The following is a 20,571-nucleotide window of genomic DNA, read 5'->3' as shown; positions in this document are numbered from 1 at the left end:
ATACCAGGCACGAGCCCGTGCGGCCAAGGGAGGGGAGACGCGCGTTCGCGGACCGTTCCCGGGCCCGAGGGGGAGCCGTGCCCTCCCGGCCCGGCGTGCCTACAGCCAGCCGTTCTTGCGCAGCCGGTGGTGGACCAGGCCGGAGGCACCCACCATCACGCCCATGATGAGGGGGTATCCGAACAGCCAGTGCAGTTCGGGCATGTGGTCGAAGTTCATACCGTAGAACCCGGCGATCATGGTGGGGATCGCGATGACGGCCGCCCAGGAGGAGATCTTGCGGACGTCCTCGTTCTGCTGCTTGCCCAGCAGGGCCAGGTGGGCGGTGAGCGCACTGGTGAGCAGCTCGTTGCGGTCGTCGACCTGGTCGTCCACCCGCAGCAGGTGGTCCAGGACGTCGCGGAAGTACTCCCGGGTCTCCTCGAACCGCTGGACGCGCCCCTTGGCGATCTCCTCCAGCACCGGGATGAGCGGGCTCTCAGCGCTGCGGAACTCCAGCACCTCGCGCTTGAGGTGGTAGATGTCCGCGGTCACGTCCGAGCCGCCGGGCCGGAAGACCGCCCGCTCCAGCTCGATGATGTCGGACTCGATCTTGTGCACCACCGTGCCTTAGTGGTCGACGATCTCGTCGCACACCCCGTGGAGCACGGCCGCGGGGCCGACGGCCAGCAGCGTGGGATCGGCCTCCAGGCGCCTGCGGACGCGGTCGAGCGGGTTGGCCGCGCCGTGGCGGACACTGACCACGAAGTCCTCTCCGATGAACAGCATCGCCTCGCCGACCTCGACGTCGGAGGTCTCCTCGTCGTAGGCGAGCGTCTTGACCACGGCGAACAGGGTGTCGTCGTAGCGTTCCAGCTTGGGGCGCTGGTGGGCGGTCAGCGCGTCCTCCACGGCCAGCGGGTGGAGGGTGAGCTCCTCCTCGATGAGGCTGAACTCCTCCGCTGTGGGTTCGTGGAGCCCGATCCACACGAAGCAGTCACCCTGCTCGCGGCGGGCCTCGTCGAAGGCGTCGCTGATGTCGCCCTCGATCTCCTGGCGCCTGCCGTCGTGGTAGGCCTTGTCTATGATCACGAGCCACCATTATGGGCGCTGTATCCCCTTCTGTACGCACGATCCCGCGCACCGGACAGCCTCCCGGCCCGGGCTTCGCACCCCCGCGGTCTCACCGTTCCGCGACCGTGCCACCGGGTCCGTCCGCCCCCGGGGCTACGGCGATCCGCCCTCCGGCGCGGTCAGCGCTCGGGGGCGCGGGCCTGACGGCCGCCGCCCGCGTAACGGCGGGCCAGCCGCGCGAAGGCGTCCTCCAGCTCTGACGGTCCGACGACCTCGAAGTCGGCGTCGAAGCGGCCGACGGCCGAGGCCAGGCCGACCCACGACCAGGAGCCGAGCACCAGTCGGCAGCGCTCGGGGCCCACCTCCTCCACCAGCCCGTCGTGCGCGAAGGGGGCAACGGCGGCGGCGGGCAGGTCCAGGATCACCTCACCGCGGCAGGGCCAGTCGACCGCACCGTCCGAACCCCGGAACCGGCCGATGAGGAAGGACGCCACTTCACCCCCTGGCACCTCCCGCGGTGTGAACCGGGGGCCGTTGGGACTGCGCAGCGCGATGCGGTCCACCCGCAGGGTCCGCCAGTCGTCGCGCTCCACGTCCCAGCCCAGGAGGTACCAGCGCCCCGCCCAGGTGACCAGGTGGTGGGGCTGGACCCGGCGCGGGCCCACGGCGACCTCCTCCTCCCCGGAGGAGGACCGGAAGGCGGGGGCGTAGTCCAGGCGCAGTTCCTCGCGGGCCTGCACGGCGGCGCTGATCTCCGTGAGCACCCCGCCGTCGGCCCGCGCCTGCGGGGCGGCGGGCGGCGCGACCACGGCGACCTCCTCCTCCCCGGAGGAGGACCGGAAGGCGGGGGCGTAGTCCAGGCGCAGTTCCTCGCGGGCCTGCACGGCGGCGCTGATCTCCGTGAGCACCCCGCCGTCGGCCCGCGCCTGCGGGGCGGCGGGCGGCGCGACCACGGCGACCCGGACCGCGTTGATCCGCTGGCGCAGGCGGGCGGGCATGACCTGGCGAACGGTGTTGAGGGCGCGCGCCGCGGCCTCCCCGATCCCGGCGCCGGTGGCCGTGGCCGCCTGGAGCGCTACGGCCAGCGCTACGGCCTGGTCGTCGTCGAACAGCAGCGGGGGCATCCGCGACCCGGCGTCGAGCCGGTACCCGCCGTCGGGCCCCTTGAAGGTCGTGATCGGGTAACCGAGTTCGCGCAGACGGTCCACGTCGCGGCGGACCGTGCGCGCGCTGACGTCCAGCCGGGCGGCCAGGTCCCGGCCCGACCAGTCCCGGCGGGTCTGGAGCACGGAGAGCAGCGCCAGCAGACGGGCGGAAGCCTTCATCACCATGGAACCCATCCTGCTGGAAGTAGAGGACACACCCTGGCCCCTACCCCTGCCAGTGTGAGACCGCAGACGCCGACGGGGGCCGACACAGGCACGGTCATCGCAGGTCACGACCCCGTGGGTGGTGGGCACCCGGTGTCCACCGCCCAGAGGAGAGGCGGTGTCCGCCCGGCCCCGTAGCCGGGCGGACACCGTGGCCATGCGGGACCGCCCGCCCGTGACACGGACCCGCTCGGCGGCCGTCCACACCCGACTCGACCAGGGAGCCAGTATGTCCGTCACGACCACGACCCACCTGAACCTGCGCGGCGACGCCCGCGCGGCGCTCGACTTCTACCACTCCGTCTTCGGCGGGGACGTCGTCGCCGTCACCTACAAGGACGCGGGCAGCGTCACCGACCCGGACGAGGCGGACTGGGTGGTCTGGGGCCAGGTGGTCGCGGACAACGGGTTCCGCGTCATGGCCTACGACGTGCCCTCGGCGATGCCCTGGGACCAAGGCGAGAACGCCGTCTTCGTCTCCGTGCGCGGTGACAGCGCCGACGAGATCACCGCCTTCTGGGAGAAGCTGTCCGCCGGCTCGACCATCGTGCAACCGCTGGAGCCCTCCCAGTGGGCGCCGCTCTACGGGATGCTCAAGGACCGCTTCGGCGTCGTCTGGGTCCTGGACGTGGCGGCCCCCTACAACGGCTGACCCCGCACGGGGGTGTGCGCCGGGCCGGGCACCCGCCCGGCGCACACCCCCTACCTCCCGTTCCCGTCCCGAAGGGGAGCCCCACGCGGCCCGCCGAAGAGCCGACCGGCGCCTCCTGCGCCACTCCGCAGCCCCGTGGCGGTGCGCCTTCCCCGGGCCCGGCGCAGGGCCCAGCCGCCACATCTGGTTGCCCCAGCCCCGTGTTCCCGAGTGCAGGGGGCGGTCGGCGAGGTCGGGGTGCTGTTCGAGCAGCAGACCTCGGACCAACTCGGCGGTGAGGCCGATCGGGGGGTGCGCCATGGCAGGCAACAGTAGTTCACGGGGCCGGTCGTGCCCGCCGCCGGTACACGCATGCCTTGGGCCCCTCGTCTCCGCAGGAACGCAGTGCTGCGCGCCCTCTCCGCACCCCTCCTAATAACGTTTCGTTGGTTACGTTATTAGTTAACGTAAAAACGATCTGCACACGTAACGAGGACTCAAACACCCCTGCATTCTCACCTCCGATAAGTGAACCTTATAAGGTGCTACTACATGTGTTGCTACAAAGAGGGCGGGGGAGCCCGGAGTTTCGTTGGCGGCGCCCTCAGAGGCCGCTGGCCAGGGCCCGAAAACGCGACGGGTACAGCCAGAGCTGTACCATCACGCGCGCCGCAGGAGGGGCGCCGGCCCGCTGGCGGCCCCCAGCGGTACCGGGGCGTTGCGGGTCATCGTCGAGTTCTCCGGGGCCCTCGACCGGTCCTGACCCGACACAGACGGCCGGTGACATCGCCGGCGCACGGCCGTGTCGTGCTTCGCCGACCGGCCCCTAGGTTCCGACGATCGGGTCCCTGCCCCCGAACGCCTCCTCCGCCCGGGCACTGTCCGCGCTTACCGCCTTCGACTGGCAGATCCCGGAACGGCACGCGAGGACCCGCCATGGACGGGCCCGGTGCTGTGGCAGGATCCCTCCCATGTCCGTACGCGAACTCGTGGTCCTGGGCACCTCCAGCGCGGTGCCCACCCGCCGCCGCAACCACAACGGCTACTTCCTGCGGTGGGACACCCACGGCGTCCTGTTCGACCCCGGCGAGGGAACCCAGCGCCAGATGCGCCTGGCGGGCCTGGCCGCCACCGACATCACCCGCGTCTGCGTCACCCACTTCCACGGCGACCACTGCCTGGGCCTGCCCGGCACCATCCAGCGCATCGCCCGCGACCGGGTGCCCCACACCGTGCGCGTGGCCTACCCCGCCGACGGCGAGCGCTACTGGCGGCGGCTGCGCCACGCCACCGCCTTCCACGACACCGACGTCGTACTCCCCCAACCGGTCGGCGGCACCGGTTCCTGCCCGCTGGGCGAGCCGGACCTGCGCGTGACCGCGCTGCCGCTGCGCCACTCGACCACCGCCTACGGCTACCGGCTGGCCGAACCGGACGGCTGGCGGATGCTGCCCGAGCGGCTGGCCGCCCACGGCGTGCGCGGCCCCATGGTCGGCGAACTCCAACGCCGGGGCTCGGTCACCACCGCCCAGGGGCGCCGCGTGGAACTGGCCGACTGCGCGCGGCCGCGCCGGGGCCAGGTCATGGCGTTCGTGATGGACACCGCCGAGTGCGAGGAGGCGGTCGAACTCGCGCGCGGAGCCGACATGCTGGTGATCGAGTCGACCTACCTGGACACCGAGGAGCATCTGGCCCGCTCCTACGGTCACCTGACCGCCCGCCAGGCCGGGCGCGTGGCCGCGCGCGCCGGGGCGCGCACCCTGGTGCTCACCCACATCTCCGAACGCTACGAGGAACACGACGACGCCCGCTTCCTGGCCGAGGCCGCCGCCGAGTTCGACGGGCCCGTCACGCTGGCCCAGGACCTGCAACGCCTGCCGGTGCCGCCCCGCGACTCCTGAGCAGGGCGCGTTGGGGTAGAGTTCCGGGGCACTGGACCGTACAACCGAGGGGGTGAGGACGATCTCCGCTGTCGCAGGAGGGGCGTTCCCACCGCGAGGTCACGCACCCGCGTCGTAGCCGGAGCGCCCGACAGTTCGTCGAAAGGCTCTCGTGGCATCCCCACCTTCCCCGGTCTCCCCCGCCCTCGTCGCCCGTCTGCGCGAAGCGGGCTGCGTCTTCGCCGAGCAGGAGGCGAGCCTGATCGCCTCCGCCGCGCGCACCCCCGGCGAGCGGGATCTGATGGTCCGGCGCCGCTGCGCCGGTCTGCCCCTCGAACACGTCCTGGGCTGGGCCCTGTTCTGCGGGCTGCGCGTGCGCGTGGACGAGGGCGTGTTCGTGCCCCGTCCCCGCACCGAGTTCCTGGCCCGCTGGGCCTGCGCCCTGCTCGCCCCCGGCGCCGTGGCCGTGGACCTGTGCTGCGGTTCGGGTGCCCTGGGCGCGGTCCTGGCGCACACCCGCGCCGACATCACCCTGCACGCCGCCGACATCGACGCCGCCAGCGTGGCCTGCGCCCGGCGCAACCTGCCCGGGCACCGGGTGCACCAGGGCGACCTCTACGACGCCCTGCCCCCGGACCTGCGCGGCCGCGTCCAGGTGCTGGTCGCCAACGTGCCCTACGTCCCCACCGACCGGATCGCGCTGCTGCCCGCGGAGGCGCGCGTGCACGAGGACCGGCGGGCCCTGGACGGGGGCCCGGACGGGCTGGACCTGCTGCGCCGTGTGGCCGCCGGGGCCGGCCGGTGGCTGGCGCCGGGCGGCCGGGTGCTGGTGGAGGTGGGCCGGGAGCAGGTTGCGGCGGCGCGGGAGGCCTTCGTCCGGGGCGGTCTGGCCTGTGAGGTGGTCTCCTGCCCGGAGTGGGAGGCCACCGTGGTCACGGGCGCCCGCTGACCGCGCGGCCCCGGGGCGCGGGGCGGGCGGACCCGTCGCGTCCTCGCGCCCCGCGGCCGCCGCACGGGGCCGCTCGGACACGACCGCCCCCGGCGTGCGGCGGGTGCGCGCCTCGGCCGTCCCCGTCCCTCGCGCGGCGCCCCGGCCGTTCTCCCGTTCCGCGTGCCCGCTCCGGTGCCGGTGAGAGCGACGCCGCACCGGCCGCGCGCCACGTTTCGGTCGCCACCGCAGCGTGCGCGGCGCATCCTGGGGGTATGCGCGCTCCCGACGCCGCCCGCCTGGCCGCCCTGGCCTCCCTGCTGGCCGACCCCACCCGCGCCGGGGTGTGCCTGGCGCTGCTGGACGGGCGCGCCTGGACCGCCGGGGAGCTGGCCCGCCACACCGGGGTGGGCGCCTCCACCGTCAGCGAACACCTGACCCGGCTGGTCCAGGGCGGTCTGCTCGCCCAGGAACGCCAGGGCCGCCACCGCTACGTGCGCCTGGCCGACGAGGCGGTGGCGCACCTGGTGGAGGCCCTGGCCGCGCACGCGGACCCGACGTCGGCCCCGGTGTCGGCCCGGCGCCCGCGCACCCTGCGCACCGTGCACGCCGACCGGGCCCTGGCGCGGGCGCGCACCTGCTACGACCACCTGGCCGGTGAGCTGGGCTGCGCCGTCACCCGGGCCATGACGGAGCGGGGGCTGCTGACCCAGGACACCGGGTTCGCGCTCACCGAGGCCGGGGTGGCCTGGTTCGCCGAGCAGCGGATACCGCTGGCGCGCGGCGGGAAGCGCCCGCTGGTGCGCTCGTGCCTGGACTGGACCGAACGCCTGCCGCACCTGGCCGGAACGGCCGGGGCGGCGCTGTGCCGCCACGCGCTGGAGGCGGGCTGGTGCGCGCGCGTGGGTTCGGGGCGGGCGTTGCGGGTCACCGAGCCGGGCGAGCGGGCCTGGCGTGAACTGCTGGGTGTGCGGACCGCGACGTCCGGCTGAGCACCGCGACCTCGTGTGGTCCCGCGCCCGCGGCGCGGGCCGTGGTGATCGGCCGACGCCGGGCCGGGCACCGCGACGTCGTGTCGTCCCGGGCGCGCGGCACGGGCCGCGGTGATCGACAGCGTTCCCGGCCCGCGGTGGCAGCCTCCGGTGGCCTCGCCCCGCTGCGGGTTCCGGACCTCGTCTCAGCCCGTGGGGGTGCCGACCGCCCGGCCCGGGAGGGCGGCCCCGTCCAGCAGGGCGCGGGCGCGTCGTTCCACGTCCTGAACCTCTTGGACGCACGCCACCGCCGACCACGGCTCCCCCGCGGCCAGGGCGTGGGAGGCGCGCAGCGCCACCAGGCTGCGCACCAGGCGTCGGCGCGCGGCCGCGTCGGTGCCCGCGCACTCCCGCGCCCGGGCGAGTTCACGTTCGCACGCGGCCAGGGCCTGGCTCAGGTGGTCCCCGGCGCGGCGGTTGGCGACCGCCGCGCACACCAGGAGTCCGACCGCGGCGCCCAGCACGGTGGCCCACAGCCGCTCGGCCGCCAGCCCGTCCGCGCCCGGGTCGGCGTGGGCCAGGCCCGACAGGGCCAGGGTGAGCGGGGTGACGAACACGATGGCGTAGGAGTAGTTGGTGGTCACCACCAGTTCGGCCGCCATCTGGCACGCCACCACCAGCGCGATGACGCCCAGCGGGGAGTAGTCCAGGCTGAAGAGCGCGGCGGCCAGCGCCACGCCCACGATCGTGCCCGCGCCGCGTTGCAGGGTGCGGTGCCAGGTGGTGGTGACGTTGACGGCCTGCAGGACCGATCCGGCCGAGACGGCCGCCCAGTAGCCGTGTCCCATGCCCAGCGCCCAGGCCAGGGCCCCGGCCAGCAGGCAGGCCAGGACGATGCGCACCACCGACACCGGGGTGGGCGAGGGCGCGCGCAGTGCGGCGCGCAGGCGCTGGCCCGGCCCGGGCGCGGGTGTGTGGTGGCGGCGCAGGTGCGCGGCGGCTTGGGACAGGGCGGCGTGCTCGTCGGCGCCGACCAGGGGTTCGACGGCGCGTTCGGTGCGCAGGCGGCGTGCCAGTTCGCTCATCTCGGCGGCGGCGCGGGCGTCGGTGAGGCGGTCTCCGGTTCCGGTGAGCAGGGTTTCGGCGCGGGCGGTGAGGACCTCCAGTCCCCGGCGGGCCGGGGTGCGGCCGGGGCGGGAGAGCAGGACGTGCCAGGCGTGGTGGAGGGCGGTCTCGGCTGCGGTGCGGGCGGCGGGTGCGGGGTGGCGCAGGTGACGGGCGAGCGCGTGCAGGGCGCGGGCGACCGCCAGGCGTTCGGGGGCGGTGGGGTGGACCAGGGCGCCGACCAGGGCCAGCGTCCAGCACAGGGCGGCCGCGGCCGCGGTGGTGGCCACGACCACCGGCAGCGCGGTCAGGGGCTGGGGGTTGTAGGCGGCCACCCCGGCGGCGAAGACGAACATCAGCCCGGCCGGGGCGCCGAACTCCAGGGCGTCGGAGAGGTACTTGGCCCCGCCGGCGACCAGGGCCACGACCGTGATGGCGGCCAGGGGGTGGGGGAGCACGGCCGAGGTCAGCGCGCCCAGGGCCACGGCCAGTGTCAGGGTCGCGCCGACCACGGCCAGGAGCCGGGCGCGGCGGGCGTAGGTGTCGTCGCGCGCGTACAGGGCGGTGAAGCAGCCCATGGCGGCGTAGGGGGCCAGGTCGGTGCGCCCCGCGGCGTGCAGCGCCAGCAGGGGCAGGGCCACGCACACTCCTGCGCGCAGTGCGGTGACGGCGACGTTGCCGCGCACGGGCCTGGGCGCGAAGGCCCCGCGGGTGGTGAGGGTGCGGCGCAGCGCAACCCACGGACGATAAAAGTAATTCACAAGTAAATTATCTTAGGATGTTCGGCGGGCCGTACACACCCCCACGGGGGGAGAGACCGCCCACTCCGCCCGGCGCCCCGCCCACGGGCACGCCCGCCCGCACCCGGCGACCGGCCCGCCACACACGCGAAGGACACCATGAGCGACGCCGTCTCCCGCTTCCTCCACAGCTGGTCGCGCCTGCGCCCCGACCTCGACCTGACCAGCATGGCCGCCATGGGCCGCGTCCTTCGCCTGGCCGCCCTGATGAACAACGTCACCGAGGACGGACTCGCCGACGCCGAGGTCACCCGCCCCGAGTTCGAGGTCCTAGCCGCCCTGCGCCGCTCCCCCCACGGACTGCGCCCCCGCCAGCTCACCCGCGAGACCATCTCCTCGGGCGCCGCCACCACCAAACGCCTCACCCGCCTGGAGGCCGCCGGGCTCATCACCCGCACCCCCCTCGAACGCGACCGCCGCGAGGTCCAGGTCCGCCTGACCCAACGCGGACAGGCCCTGGCCGACACCCTCTTCGCCGGGCAGCTCGACCGCGAGGCCGACCTCCTGCGCCCCCTGACCGGCGACGAACGCGCCCAACTGGCCGACCTGCTCTCCCGCGTCCTGGCCCCCATCGACCGCGCCTGAGCCCCGCGCCGACGAGCACCGGCCGCGCGCGGCCCCACCCGCCGCCGGCCGCCTCGACCGAGCCGGGCTCGCGGCTCCGGCCCGCCGCGAGCGGCCGGCGCCAAAAACCACGGGCACACCCCACCGGGGCCGTGCGAGGATGGCCGCCCACCCCACCACACCCCCCAGGAGTGCCATGAGCGCGCCCGCCGTCGACCTCGCCCGCGCCGTCCCCGACCTGCTGGGGCGCCCCGGCCCCGCCCGCGCCGTCCAACGCCTGCGCGGCGGCTCCAAGAAGGGCGTCTACCGCCTGGCCCTGGACCAGACCACCGTCATCGCCTACCTGTGGCACGACAGCGAGGACTACTGGCCCGCCACCGCGCACGGCGCCGACCCGGCCGACCCCTTCTCCCACGCCTCGGGCGCCGACCTGTTCACCGCCGCCCACCGCACCCTGACCGACCTGGGCGTGCGGGTCCCCCGCCTGTACGCCCTGGACACCAGCGGCGCCCACCACCCCGGCTGCCTGGCCGTGCTCGAAGACGTCCCCGGCCCCACCCTCGAAGAACTCCTGCACCGCGACCCCCGCGCCGCACGCCCGGTCCTGGACCGCCTGGGCCGCGACCTGCGCACCATGCACGCGAGCACCGACACCGCCTTCGGCAAGGTCGCCCACCTGGGCGCGGGCGGCGCCGCCCGCGCCCCCTCCTGCCACCAGCTGGTCCTGGACCGGGCCCTGAGCGACCTGGACGAGGCCGCCCACCGCGACCCGCGCATGCGCCGGGGCCGCGAACGCCTCACCGCCACCCTGCACACCCTGGCCGCGCGTGTGGAACCCCGCCGCGAACACGCGCTCATCCACGGCGAACTCGGCCCCGACCACGTCCTGGTCGACGCCCAGGGCGCCCCCGTCCTGATCGACATCGAGGGACTGATGTTCTTCGACGCGGAGTGGGAGCACGCCTTCCTGCGCCTGCGCTTCGGCGCCCACCACCCGCGCCTGGCCACCCGCCCCCTGGACCCGGACCGCACCGCCCTGTACGACCTGGCCCTGCACCTGTCCCTGGTCGCCGGTCCCCTGCGCCTGCTCGACGGCGACTACCCCGACCGCGACCTCATGCTCGGCATCGTCGAGCACAGCCTCCACATCGCGCTGGCCACCACCGCCTGACACACTCGGTGCCCATGGACGACACCATCACCGGTCTGTGGAGCACCGACACCGTCTGGCTCAACACCGCCCAGTACGGCATCCCGCCGCGGCCCGCCCACCAGGCCCTGGCCGAAGCCGTGCGCTCCTGGCACACCGCCACCGGGGACCCCGGGGCCTGGGGGCGCGAGCTCGAACAGGCCCGCGTCAACCTGGCCGCCCTGGTGGGCGCGCCCGCCGACGACCTCGCCCTGGGCGCCAGCACCGCCCAGATCGCCGGAACCATCGCCGCCAGCCTGCCCGACGGCGCCCGCGTCCTGGTCCCCGAGGGGGACTTCGCCTCGATCGTCTTCCCCTGGCAGGCCCAGGCCGACCGCGGCGTCACCGTGGAGGCCGTCCCCCTGGACCGCCTGGCCCAGGCCGTGGACGCGCGCACGCACCTGGTCGCCTTCAGCACGGTGCACTCGGCGAACGGACGCCTGGCCCCCACCGGCGACATCGTCGCGGCCGCCCGCGCCCACGGCGCCCTGGTCGTGGCCGACGCCACCCAGGCCGCCGGGTGGACGCCCCTGGACGCCACCGTCTTCGACGCCCTGATCGCCTCGGCCTACAAGTGGCTCATGGCGCCGCGCGGTCTGGCCCTGGCCTACCTGTCCCCCGACCTGCGCGCGCGGCTGCGCCCCAACAACGCCGGTCCGGCCGCCGCCCGCGACACCGCCTCGGCCATGTACGCCGCCCGGCTGGACCCGGCACCGACCGCGCGCGCCTTCGACACCTCGCCCAACTGGTTCGCGGCCGTGGCGGCCGCCGTCTCCAGCCGGGTCCTGCTGGAGACGGGTCTGGAGAGGGTGCGCGCCCACAACACCGCCCTGACCGACCACTTCCGCGCGGCGCTGGGGCAGGAGCCCGCCCGCTCGGCCATCACCAGCGTCGACCTGCCCGGCGCCTTCGAGCGCCTGGCCCGGGCCGGGGTGGTGACCACCGAACGCGGGGGCCGCACCCGCCTGTCCTTCCACCTGTACAACACCCTCGACGACGCCGAGCGCGCCGCCAAGGCCCTGCTCCAGCCCTAGCGCGGCAGGCGCCCCACCGGCGCGCGCCACTTCCAGTACGGACCCCCACGCCCCACCGGCGTGGGGGAGTCCGCCCCCGTCTCGGTCCGCCGCTTTCCCCGACGGGGCAGGGTGGGCCGCGCACACGGACGGGTGCGTGCACGCGCGCGCCCACGGTGGTCGCCCCGGCCTTTCCGGGACCGCGTCCCGCGCCGGTCGGGGCGGGCGAAAACCCGGTGGTCGTCCCCCGGCCCCGCTGCCACACTGACGCGATGACCCACAACCCGTACGACTCCCCCGACGTCGCCGCCCTCTACGACCTCCTCAGCCCGTGGGGACCCGGTGACGACTTCTACCTGGGCCTGGTCATGGCCGCGCCGCGCGTGCTGGACGCCGGGTGCGGCACCGGCCGTCTGCTCCACCGCGCCCGCACCCGCGGCCACACCGGACACCTGGTGGGCCTGGACCCGGCCCGGGCCATGCTGGAGGTGGCCCGCGGGCGCACCGACACCGTCTCCTGGGTGCGCGGTGACCTGTCGGGCCACACCTGGCAGGAGGAGTTCGACCTGGTCACCATGACCGGACACGCCTTCCAGGAACTGCGCACCGACGAGGAGATCAGCGCCGCGTTGGAGGCGGTGCGCCGCGCTCTGGCCCCGGGCGGACTGGTGGCCTTCGAGACCCGCAACCCGGCCGCGCGCGCCTGGCAGAGGTGGACCCCCGCCCACCCGCACCAGGTCACCACCGCCGACGGTGTGCGCGTGAGCGACGTCCACGACGCCGCCGCACCCACACCCGAGGGGCTGGTGACCTTCACCAGCACCACCACCCGCTCCGACTCCGCCCTCCCCTTGCGCACCGTGAGCACCCTGCGCTTCGTGGAGGCCGACCACTTGGACCTGCTGCTGGAGCGGGCCGGGCTGCGGGCCGCCGAGCGGTTCGGGAACTGGGACCGCTCGCCCCTGACCGCGTCCAGCCCCGAGATCATCACCCTGGCCCGAACCCGCTGACCACCCGTTCCACGCCCCGGACCCCGGCCTGTACGAGTCCTGGGGCGTCGGCGTGTGGGGTGCCCCACACCGCCTTGACGCGCCCTAAGTCGTCAATAAACTTGAGTCCATCAGCATCAAGCCGAGGTTTTTCGGGGGTTCTTCCATGCTTCTCACCCGCACCATCCCCTTCGACGTCACCACCTCCACCGCTCCCGCCGCGCGCAATGCCGCCATGGACGCGGTGCGCACCCAGGACGCCCTCGTGGTCCGGATCGACCTGCCCGGCGTGCCCGCCGACGGCATCGACCTGGAGGTGGAGGGCTCGGTGCTCACCGTCCGCGCCCAGCGCCCCGAGCGGGCCGAGGAGGGCCGCGTCCTGGTCGGCGAGCGGCCCACCGGCGCCGTCACCCGCCGCCTGCGCCTGGGACAGGACCTGGACACCGAGCACATCGAGGCCGACCACACCGACGGTGTCCTGACCCTGCGCGTCCCGGTCGCCGCCAAGGCCCAGCCGCGCAAGATCCTCCTGGGCCAGGGCGGCGCCACCGCCTGACCCGGCAGAACCGACAGGGGGTGTGAGGACCACGGGGGACCTCACACCCCCTTCTCCGTGTGCCCGCCCCGCCCCTTGCCGCGGGGCGGGCACTGTGCCATCCTCGAATTGGGCGAGTGACCAATACGTTCGCCCAAGGCAATCGACCAAGAAACAGGACGCACATGGCACCCCGCGGCGAGGACGTCAAAGGCCGCCTGATCCGGGCAGCGGCCGAACTCATCAGCGAACGCGGCTGGTCAGCGGTCAGCACCCGCACACTCGCCGAACGCGCAGGCGTGGGCCCCGGCCTGGTCCACTACCACTTCCCCTCCCTCCAAGCCCTGCTCACCCAGGCCGCCACCCAGGCCATCACCGCCATCGTCGAAGAGGCCGCCCACCTGCTGGGCCCCACCACCACACCCGAACAGGGACTCGCCCTGATCCTGCGCGACCTGGACCGCTACCCCGGCGACGACCCCGCCTCCCACCTGGTCACCGAGACCTACCTGGCCGCCACCCGCGACCCCCGCCTGCGCGAGGCCGTCACCGGCGTCCTGGACCTGATGCGCCGCCACCTCACCGACTGGCTCACCCACGCCGGCGTCCCCAGTCCCCACCAGACCGCCACCGTCCTGGCCGCGACCCTGGACGGCGTCCTGCTCCACCGCGCACTCACCCCGGACCTGACCTCCACCGAGATCGAACCCGTCCTGCGCCGCCTGCTCACCCACCACACCCCGGGAGCACACCCATGAGAGCGATCATCTGCGGAGCCGGAATCGCCGGACTGGCCGCGGCCCACCGCCTGCACACCCACGGCTGGCAGGTCACCGTCCTCGAACAGGCCCCCCACCCCCGCACCCAGGGCTACATGATCGACTTCTTCGGCCCCGGCTACCAGGCCGCCGAACTCATGGGCCTACTGCCCCGCCTGCGCGCACTCGGCTACGACATCGACCACGCCACCTTCGTCGACCGCGATGGCACCCCCCGCGCCAGGCTGGGCATCCAACAGTTCTCCCACCTGGGCGTGGTCTCCCTCATGCGCCCCGACCTCGAACGCGCCCTGCGCGAAACCCTGCCCCCCGACGTGCGGGTGGACCACGACGCGGCCCTGCACCGCGTCCAGGACCACGGCGACACCGTCGAGGTCACCCTCGCGGGCGGCCGCACCCTGACCGGCGACCTGCTCGTGGGCGCCGACGGCATCCACTCCACCGTGCGCGCCCAGATCCTCGGCTCCGCAACCGACCACCTGCGCTACCTGGGCTTCCACACCGCCGCCTTCGTCTTCACCGACCCCGACATCCACGCCCGCGTCGACGGCGGCTTCCACCTCACCGACACCATCGGCGCCCAGATGGGCCTGTACGGGCTGCGCGACGGCCGCGTGGCCGCCTTCACCGTTCACCGCAGCCCCACCCCCGACCGGCCCGCCGACCCGCGCACCGAACTGCGCCGCACCCACGCCGACCTGGGCTGGCTGGTGCCCCGCGCCCTCCAGCACTGCCCCGACCCCGAACACGTCTACTACGACCAGGTCTCCCAGAGCGTGGTGCCCCACTGGAGCCGGGGACGCACCGTCCTGCTCGGCGACGCCTGCGGCGCGGTCTCCCTGCTCGCGGGCCAGGGCGCCTCCCTGGCCGTGGGCGGCGCGTTCGTCCTGGCCGAACACCTGGCCTCGGCCCCCACCGTCGAGGAGGGGCTGCGCCGCTACGAGCACCAGTGGCGCCCCGAGGTCGAACAACGCCAGCGCGCCGCCCGCCGCACCGCCCGCTGGTTCCTGCCCCCCACCCGCGCCCGACTGCTCCTGCGCCGCACGGCCCTGCGCCTGACCGGCCTGCCCGGGGCGAGCCGCCTGCTGGCCGGGGCGCTCACCGGTAAGCCCACCCCCGCCGTACGCGAACACACCCCCCTGACCGCCCACGGCTGAAACACCCCGCCGGGCACGCGTTCAACCGTGTCCACCGCGACCTGTGACGCGGCGACGGCCCCGCCCCGGGAGGGCCACGGCCCGCCCGGGGCGGGCGGCGAAACCCGCCGCACCGACGACGAGGGACGCCCTCACACGAACGGCCGGGGGCCGCCCCGGCACTGTCGCTGTCCGAGAGGAACGTGAAGCCGTCTCGCACGACCGCACCGGACGGCCCACCTGCGTCACCAGGCCGGGGAACCGGCCGGGTGGCCACGCGGCACGGCCCGATCTTCGACGAGAGGGACCACGACCGTGAAGCCGAACGACCCCCGCTGCTCCCTGTGCGGACGCCAGTACGACGCCGAGTTCATGACGGGGCTGCCCTGCCGCGTGTTCAGCCATGAGGACGTCGTGACCCCGGGGTGCCCGGCCCAACGGCACATGATCGCCGACTTGGAGGCCACCGCACCCCGAGGCACCACCCCCGCGGCCGGAGGGTGCCTCATGCTCGTCCTGGCACTGCCGACCCTGCTGATCCTCCTGCCGGTGTGAACCCCGCCGCCCCCTGCCCCGGCGGCCCGCACCCCCTCACCCCGGCTCGACCACCCGCCGCACCAGGTCCACCCACCCCACGAACCCCGACGGCGACGCGCACAGCACCCGCCCTCCCGGGTTCAACCGCCCCCCGCGGGCGTACCGGTACGCCAACTCCCGCTCAGCGGCCCCGTCCCCGCCGTCCGCCGCCACCAGCAACCGCGCCACCTCGTCGAACACACCGTCGTCCTCGGCCCGCATGGCCTCCCAGGTGTCCCACAACAACACCTCCTCGCCCTGGCGGTGCGCCAACTCCAACAGCACGTAGGCGCGCACGAACCCCGCACCCCGCCACGGCAGGTCCGGGTGCACCCCGTAGCGTTCGGCGTCCACCTCCCCCGCCCGGTGGGCCAGCCACACCTGCGCCGCACTGGCGAAGACCGCGCCCCGCGCCTCAGGCGCGCGCGGGATGTCCAGAACATCCACCGGCCACGGGCCCGCCGGGTCCAACTGGGTGTCCGCCCACACCCACCGCCCGCCGTCCCAGTACTCGCTCACCACGTGGTCGGTCCAAAACCCCTCGTTCAGGTAGGAGGCGAACCCCACCCGGGTGCGCGCCGCCACCCCCCGCTCCCGCAGCGCCGCCACCGTCGCCAGCGCGAAGTCACGACAGCACCCCACCAGCGGCTGCGCCCGGGGCCGCGTCCACGGCCCCGGGCAGCGGGCCTGGTCGGTGGCCAGCATCGCCTCCACCCACCGGTGGTCGATCTCGGCCAACCGCTCCCCGGTGAGCACCTGCCCGCCGCCGCGGTAGTGGGTCACCACCCCGCGCAGCACCCGCCCCAGCCCCGCCACATCCCCAGGCAGGCCCGCCAGCACGCCCGCGTGCCGGCCCGGGTCGCTGTAGGGGGTGTGCGCCGCCCACCGGTCCACCTCCACCGCGCTCATCCGCGTCCCGCCTGTCTCATCGGCCGCGCCACCAGCGCGAACACCGCGTCCTGGGCCACCTCATCCCAGGAGGCCCCATACACCTCACGCAACGGCCCCGCCGCGTGCGCGCCGCGCTGGAGCATCCACCGCTCCACCGCCCTGTAGGCGCCCATGATCCGCGGATAGAAGCAGTCGCCGCGCCTGACCTCGCACACCGCGCGCACGTGGGCGGCCTCCACCCGGATCACCGCCTCCCCCTCGGGTTCGGCGTGCCCAGTGAAGGGCACCGCCACCTCGATCGGCGCGGGACCGTCCGGGGTCACCGCACCGTGGTAGAGGACCCAGAACCCGGGGCCGGGCCGCGCACCCTGCCCCACCAGCAGGCGGCGCAGCGCCTGCGCCCGCCCGTGCAGGGTCGCCACCAGGTTCTGCTGGTCGGTGCGGGCCCGGACCGCCGCCACCTTGGCCGCCGCCACGTGTTCGCGGCGCACCCGCCACACCGGCTCCGGGTCCTGCTCAGCCGCCCCGCCCCAGGACAGGCTCAGCTCGGCCAGGGCCGCGCGCCGCGAACGCAGCGCCTCCTCCTGGGCCCGCCACCACGCCTGGGCCCGCTCCAGGGCCTGCCCGCCCTCCTGCGCCATCACCTCGGCCACCACCGCCAGGGGCATGTCCATCTGACGCAGCAGGCGGATGCGCCGGGCCCGCTCCACCTGGGCGGCGAGGTAGAGGCGGTGCCCGCCCGCGCCCACCCGGTGGGGGACCAGCAGACCCGAGCGCTCGTACAACCGCAGCGCCTTGGGGGAGAGCCCGCTCGCACGGGCGAACTCCCCCCGGGAAAGCCCCTCGCGGGGCTGTGGGGTGCTCATGGGATGTGAGTGTGGCCCCTGCCCCAAGGGCACCGTCAACACCCGCCCGCGTCCGGGACCCGCCCGGCCCCGCGGCCCGCGACGCCGACATCCGCGACCGAGCCGTCCGCCACCCGCTCCGCCACACCGGTAACCGGCCAGCCACACCGATCCGCGCACGGCGAAGACCACCGCCCCCGACGCGTCCGGCGTGCGCCCCGACGCGCCTACAACCCCTTGACCGCGTCCGCCAACGCCTCCACCTCAGCCTCCGTATTGAAGTAGTGCACCGAGGCACGCACCGCCTCGTCCACCCCCACACCCTCTTCCCACACCTGGTTCCACAACCGCGACACGCTCACCCGCACCCCGGCCTCCCCCAGCGCCGCACGCACCCCTTCGGCCGCCACACCTTCCACCGCGAAGGTCACGATCCCCGACCGCACCGCCCCCCGGTCCAGCACCCGCACCCCCGCCAGAGCACCCAACCGGTCCCGGGCCTGCTCGGCCAGCGCCCCCACCCGCTCCCGGACGGGCTCCATCCCCACCGCCAACGCGTACTCCACGGCCACACCCAACCCGATCTGACCGGCCACATTGCGCTCGAAGCTCTCGAACCGGCGCGCGTCCTCGCGCACCCGGTACCCCTGCCCCTCCCAGTGCGCCGACGTCACGTCCACCACCGCGGGCTCCCCCAGGTCCGCCCCCGACCGCGCGTACACGAACCCCGTCCCCCGCGGCCCGCGCAGGAACTTGCGCCCCGTCACCGCCAACACGTCGCACCCCAGCCGCTCCACGTCCAGATCCCACTGGCCCGCCGACTGGCACGCGTCCAACACGAACAACACCCCGAACCTGCGGCACAGCGACCCGATCCGCTCGGCCGGATTGACCAGCCCGTTGTGCGTGGGCATGTGGTTGAGCGCCACCACCCGCACCCCACCCTGAGCCAACTCGCGCTCCAGCGCCACCACGTCCATCACCCCGTCGGCGTCGTCGGGCACCACCTGCACCCGCACACCCCGCTCACGGGCCGCCTTGACCATCCCGAGCGCGTTACTGGGGTACTCACTGGCCGTGGTCAGCACCCGGTCCCCCTCGGCGAAGACCACCGAACCGAACGCCAACTCCCACGCCCGCGTCGCACTCTCGGTGAACGCGATCTCCTGCGGCCGCGCACCCACCAGCCGCGCCACCGCGGTGTAGAACCCCTCCACCCGCGCCTGCGCCAGCTCGGCCGCCGCGTAACCCCCCACCCGCGCCTCCAGGCGCAGGTGATCCACCACCGCCTCCACCACCACCTGCGGCGGCAACGACGACCCCGCGTTGTCCAGATGCGCCGCCCCCACGACCCCAGGAGTGTCCGCCCGCACCGCAGCCACATCCACGCCCATCCAGCCCGCCCCTCCCACGCGCCCGACACCGTCGCCGCCGAACCTACCCGCCGACCCCTTCAGCGCACCAGCCCGGCCCGGAAGGCGAACACCACCAGCTGCGCCCGGTCCCGGGCCCCGAGCTTGACCATCGCCCGGCTCACGTGCGTGCGCGCCGTCGCCGGGGAGACCACCAAACGGGCCGCGATCTCCTCGTTGCTCAACCCCTCACCCACCAGCCCCACCACCTCACGCTCACGCTCGGTCAACACCTCCAACCGCGGCACCCGCCCCCCGCCCGGCTCACGCGAGACGAACGCCGCCACCACCCGCCGCGTCACCGACGGCGACAACAACGCCTCACCCCGCGCCGCCGCCCGCACCGCGGCCAACATCTCCTGCGGGTCGCTGTCCTTGATCAAGAACCCCGACGCCCCCGCACGCAACGCCTCGAACACGTACTCGTCCAGTTCGAACGTCGTCAACACCACCACCCGGGTGTGCGCCAGCGCCTCCTCACCCGCGATCCGCCGCAGCGCCTCCAACCCGTCCACCACCGGCATCCGCACGTCCATCAACACCACGTCCGGACGCAGCCGACGCACCAGCTCCACCGCCTGCCCACCGTCAGCGGCCTCACCCACCAACTCCAGGTCCGCCTCCCCCTCCAGCAACACCCGCAACCCCATCCGCACCAGCGCCTGGTCATCGGCCACCACCACCCGCACGCTCACCGCTCACCCCCCAACGGCAACGACGCCCGCACCACGAACCCGCCACCCTCACCAGACCCCACCGTCACCGACCCGCCCACCGCACGCGCACGCTCACGCATCCCCGCGATCCCCGACCCCTCACGCACCGGCCCCACCACACCCACGCCCTCATCGGCCACCCACACCCGCACCTGCTGCTCGGTGTACACCACCCGCACCCGCGCCGACGCACCCTCACCGCCATGGCGCACCACGTTCGTCAACGCCTCCTGCACGATCCGAAACGCCGCGTGGTCCACCGCCGCGGGCACCCGCACCGCCTCCCCCTCCCACACCACCTCCACCCGACGTCCCGCCCCGCGCAACTCCCCCACCAACGCCTCCACACGCCCCAACCCCGGCAACGGACCCCGACCCGCCACCTCCACCCCACCCCGAAACACCGCCAACGTGCCCCGCAACTCCTCCAGGGCCGACCGGCTGCTGTCACGGATCGCCGCCAGCGCCACCGACGCCTGCTCGGGCCGACGATCCACCACGTGCAGGGCCACCGACGCCTGCATGCTGATCACCGACAGGCTGTGCCCCACCAGATCGTGCACCTCCCGGGCGATACGCAACCGCTCCTCGTAGCGGTGGCGGTCCACCTCCTCCTGGCGCTCACGCCGCCGCGCCTCACGCCGCGCACGCACGAACACCCCACCGCCCGCGGGAAAGGCCATCGCCCCCACCGCGAACACCACCCCCACCAGCGCACCCCCGTCAGCCAAACCCCACCAGGGCTCATCCGCCCGCGAAAGCAACCCCACCGCCACCACCAACGGCGCCGTCCACGCCAAGAACACCCCCGCACCCACCCGGATCGCGGCCGAGAACACCACCAGCGCCGGCAACACCAGCACCGGCCCCACCGGGTGCCCCGCCCCCACGAACACCGCCGCCCCCACCGCGGCCACCACCAACGCCGCCACCGGCCACACACGGCGCACCGCCACCGCGCACACCAACACCCCCACACCCACCCACACCGACCAGGGCACCACCACCGCACCCCAGTCCACGTCCCACCCCGCGGGCGGCCCACCCCGCCAGGGGCCGCCGTGCCCGCCCCCGCCGCGCCGCTGCCACACCAACTGGCCGCGCACGAACCCCACCGCCACCGCGCCCAGCACCACACCCATCACCAGGTCCGCGACCACCCGGCGCATCCGCCTGTCACCACTCACAC

The 20,571-nt window shown here is 74.6% G+C and carries 19 protein-coding genes and 1 pseudogene; 12 read left to right on the top strand and 8 right to left on the bottom strand.

Annotated features, from left to right (window positions below; translation table 11 throughout):
- Positions 1-99: 99 nt before the first annotated feature.
- Positions 100-969, bottom strand: a pseudogene (locus AC0VX6_RS13745) (magnesium and cobalt transport protein CorA).
- 263 nt (positions 970-1,232) lie between these two features.
- Positions 1,233-2,384 (bottom strand): helix-turn-helix transcriptional regulator, encoded by a 1,152-nt coding sequence (locus tag AC0VX6_RS13740; RefSeq protein ID WP_475469033.1) that lies wholly within the window; start codon positions 2,382-2,384, stop codon positions 1,233-1,235.
- Between the two features lie 268 nt (positions 2,385-2,652).
- Here AC0VX6_RS13740 and AC0VX6_RS13735 point away from each other — a divergent pair, with 268 nt between their 5' ends.
- The 4 genes from AC0VX6_RS13735 (at position 2,653) to AC0VX6_RS13720 (ending at position 6,854) form a co-directional block, all read left to right on the top strand.
- Positions 2,653-3,075 carry a VOC family protein gene (locus tag AC0VX6_RS13735; RefSeq protein WP_274977920.1) on the top strand — a complete coding sequence of 141 codons (423 nt, stop codon included), beginning with the start codon at positions 2,653-2,655 and terminating at the stop codon, positions 3,073-3,075.
- Positions 3,076-4,025: 950 nt separating this feature from the next.
- The gene (locus tag AC0VX6_RS13730; RefSeq protein ID WP_475469031.1) at positions 4,026-4,955 is read left to right on the top strand and encodes a ribonuclease Z; all 930 of its coding nucleotides are present in this window, start codon (positions 4,026-4,028) and stop codon (positions 4,953-4,955) included.
- Between the two features lie 151 nt (positions 4,956-5,106).
- On the top strand, positions 5,107-5,883 hold the full coding sequence (locus AC0VX6_RS13725; RefSeq protein WP_475469029.1) for a putative protein N(5)-glutamine methyltransferase: 777 nt from the start codon (positions 5,107-5,109) through the stop codon (positions 5,881-5,883).
- 254 nt (positions 5,884-6,137) lie between these two features.
- A complete protein-coding gene (locus tag AC0VX6_RS13720) occupies positions 6,138-6,854 on the top strand; it encodes an ArsR/SmtB family transcription factor (RefSeq protein WP_475469027.1) in 717 nt (238 codons plus the stop codon).
- A gap of 185 nt (positions 6,855-7,039) precedes the next feature.
- Here the strand turns inward: AC0VX6_RS13720 and AC0VX6_RS13715 are convergent, their stop codons facing one another.
- Positions 7,040-8,698: an FUSC family protein gene (locus tag AC0VX6_RS13715; protein ID WP_274977915.1), complete on the bottom strand. Its 1,659-nt coding sequence runs from the start codon at positions 8,696-8,698 to the stop codon at positions 7,040-7,042.
- Between the two features lie 138 nt (positions 8,699-8,836).
- Between AC0VX6_RS13715 and AC0VX6_RS13710 the strand changes: the two genes are divergently transcribed.
- The 8 genes from AC0VX6_RS13710 to AC0VX6_RS13675 all read left to right on the top strand — a co-directional run bounded on the left by AC0VX6_RS13710 (position 8,837) and on the right by AC0VX6_RS13675 (position 15,497).
- Positions 8,837-9,322 (top strand): MarR family winged helix-turn-helix transcriptional regulator, encoded by a 486-nt coding sequence (locus AC0VX6_RS13710; RefSeq protein WP_475469025.1) that lies wholly within the window; start codon positions 8,837-8,839, stop codon positions 9,320-9,322.
- Between the two features lie 175 nt (positions 9,323-9,497).
- Positions 9,498-10,472: a phosphotransferase family protein gene (locus tag AC0VX6_RS13705; RefSeq protein ID WP_475469024.1), complete on the top strand. Its 975-nt coding sequence runs from the start codon at positions 9,498-9,500 to the stop codon at positions 10,470-10,472.
- 14 nt (positions 10,473-10,486) lie between these two features.
- On the top strand, positions 10,487-11,524 hold the full coding sequence (locus AC0VX6_RS13700; protein ID WP_475469022.1) for an aminotransferase class V-fold PLP-dependent enzyme: 1,038 nt from the start codon (positions 10,487-10,489) through the stop codon (positions 11,522-11,524).
- A 251-nt stretch (positions 11,525-11,775) separates the two neighbouring features.
- Positions 11,776-12,513, top strand: a complete 738-nt coding sequence (locus AC0VX6_RS13695) for a class I SAM-dependent methyltransferase (protein WP_475469020.1) — start codon at positions 11,776-11,778, stop codon at positions 12,511-12,513.
- Between the two features lie 145 nt (positions 12,514-12,658).
- Complete coding sequence (locus AC0VX6_RS13690) at positions 12,659-13,048, top strand: Hsp20/alpha crystallin family protein (protein ID WP_274977910.1); 390 nt, start codon at positions 12,659-12,661, stop codon at positions 13,046-13,048.
- Between the two features lie 164 nt (positions 13,049-13,212).
- On the top strand, positions 13,213-13,785 hold the full coding sequence (locus AC0VX6_RS13685; RefSeq protein ID WP_475469018.1) for a TetR/AcrR family transcriptional regulator: 573 nt from the start codon (positions 13,213-13,215) through the stop codon (positions 13,783-13,785).
- Positions 13,782-14,963, top strand: a complete 1,182-nt coding sequence (locus tag AC0VX6_RS13680; RefSeq protein WP_475469016.1) for an FAD-dependent oxidoreductase — start codon at positions 13,782-13,784, stop codon at positions 14,961-14,963. Before AC0VX6_RS13685 ends, AC0VX6_RS13680 begins: the two co-directional genes overlap by 4 nt.
- 294 nt (positions 14,964-15,257) lie before the next feature.
- The gene (locus tag AC0VX6_RS13675) at positions 15,258-15,497 is read left to right on the top strand and encodes a hypothetical protein (RefSeq protein ID WP_475469014.1); all 240 of its coding nucleotides are present in this window, start codon (positions 15,258-15,260) and stop codon (positions 15,495-15,497) included.
- A 36-nt stretch (positions 15,498-15,533) separates the two neighbouring features.
- Here the strand turns inward: AC0VX6_RS13675 and AC0VX6_RS13670 are convergent, their stop codons facing one another.
- The 5 genes from AC0VX6_RS13670 to AC0VX6_RS13650 all read right to left on the bottom strand — a co-directional run bounded on the left by AC0VX6_RS13670 (position 15,534) and on the right by AC0VX6_RS13650 (position 20,569).
- Positions 15,534-16,427, bottom strand: coding sequence for a transglutaminase-like domain-containing protein (locus AC0VX6_RS13670; RefSeq protein ID WP_475469012.1), 894 nt, complete (start codon positions 16,425-16,427; stop codon positions 15,534-15,536).
- Entirely contained in the window at positions 16,424-17,275 is an 852-nt protein-coding gene (locus AC0VX6_RS13665) for a MerR family transcriptional regulator (RefSeq protein WP_475469010.1), read from the bottom strand. Before AC0VX6_RS13665 ends, AC0VX6_RS13670 begins: the two co-directional genes overlap by 4 nt.
- Before the next feature lie 206 nt (positions 17,276-17,481).
- Positions 17,482-18,648 (bottom strand): aminotransferase class V-fold PLP-dependent enzyme, encoded by a 1,167-nt coding sequence (locus AC0VX6_RS13660; RefSeq protein WP_274977904.1) that lies wholly within the window; start codon positions 18,646-18,648, stop codon positions 17,482-17,484.
- A gap of 59 nt (positions 18,649-18,707) precedes the next feature.
- Positions 18,708-19,361 (bottom strand): response regulator, encoded by a 654-nt coding sequence (locus AC0VX6_RS13655; protein ID WP_274977903.1) that lies wholly within the window; start codon positions 19,359-19,361, stop codon positions 18,708-18,710.
- A complete protein-coding gene (locus tag AC0VX6_RS13650) occupies positions 19,358-20,569 on the bottom strand; it encodes a sensor histidine kinase (RefSeq protein ID WP_368045830.1) in 1,212 nt (403 codons plus the stop codon). Before AC0VX6_RS13650 ends, AC0VX6_RS13655 begins: the two co-directional genes overlap by 4 nt.
- Positions 20,570-20,571 lie beyond the last annotated feature (2 nt).

Source organism: Nocardiopsis sp. iso_25, assembly GCF_056173305.1.
The sequence above is the reverse complement of the archived record's forward strand: the minus strand, read 5'-3'. Positions and strand labels throughout refer to the sequence as shown.

Bases quoted from the DNA above. Each gene is read 5' to 3' on its own strand.
- AC0VX6_RS13665 (WP_475469010.1), bottom strand. From the start codon at position 17,275: ATGAGCACCCCACAGCCCCGCGAGGGGCTTTCCCGGGGGGAGTTCGCC.
- AC0VX6_RS13735 (WP_274977920.1), top strand. From the start codon at position 2,653: ATGTCCGTCACGACCACGACCCACCTGAACCTGCGCGGCGACGCCCGC.
- AC0VX6_RS13710 (WP_475469025.1), top strand. From the start codon at position 8,837: ATGAGCGACGCCGTCTCCCGCTTCCTCCACAGCTGGTCGCGCCTGCGC.
- AC0VX6_RS13700 (WP_475469022.1), top strand. From the start codon at position 10,487: ATGGACGACACCATCACCGGTCTGTGGAGCACCGACACCGTCTGGCTC.
- AC0VX6_RS13680 (WP_475469016.1), top strand. From the start codon at position 13,782: ATGAGAGCGATCATCTGCGGAGCCGGAATCGCCGGACTGGCCGCGGCC.
- AC0VX6_RS13670 (WP_475469012.1), bottom strand. From the start codon at position 16,427: ATGAGCGCGGTGGAGGTGGACCGGTGGGCGGCGCACACCCCCTACAGC.
- AC0VX6_RS13705 (WP_475469024.1), top strand. From the start codon at position 9,498: ATGAGCGCGCCCGCCGTCGACCTCGCCCGCGCCGTCCCCGACCTGCTG.
- AC0VX6_RS13690 (WP_274977910.1), top strand. From the start codon at position 12,659: ATGCTTCTCACCCGCACCATCCCCTTCGACGTCACCACCTCCACCGCT.
- AC0VX6_RS13730 (WP_475469031.1), top strand. From the start codon at position 4,026: ATGTCCGTACGCGAACTCGTGGTCCTGGGCACCTCCAGCGCGGTGCCC.
- AC0VX6_RS13695 (WP_475469020.1), top strand. From the start codon at position 11,776: ATGACCCACAACCCGTACGACTCCCCCGACGTCGCCGCCCTCTACGAC.
- AC0VX6_RS13685 (WP_475469018.1), top strand. From the start codon at position 13,213: ATGGCACCCCGCGGCGAGGACGTCAAAGGCCGCCTGATCCGGGCAGCG.
- AC0VX6_RS13720 (WP_475469027.1), top strand. From the start codon at position 6,138: ATGCGCGCTCCCGACGCCGCCCGCCTGGCCGCCCTGGCCTCCCTGCTG.
- AC0VX6_RS13660 (WP_274977904.1), bottom strand. From the start codon at position 18,648: ATGGGCGTGGATGTGGCTGCGGTGCGGGCGGACACTCCTGGGGTCGTG.
- AC0VX6_RS13740 (WP_475469033.1), bottom strand. From the start codon at position 2,384: ATGGTGATGAAGGCTTCCGCCCGTCTGCTGGCGCTGCTCTCCGTGCTC.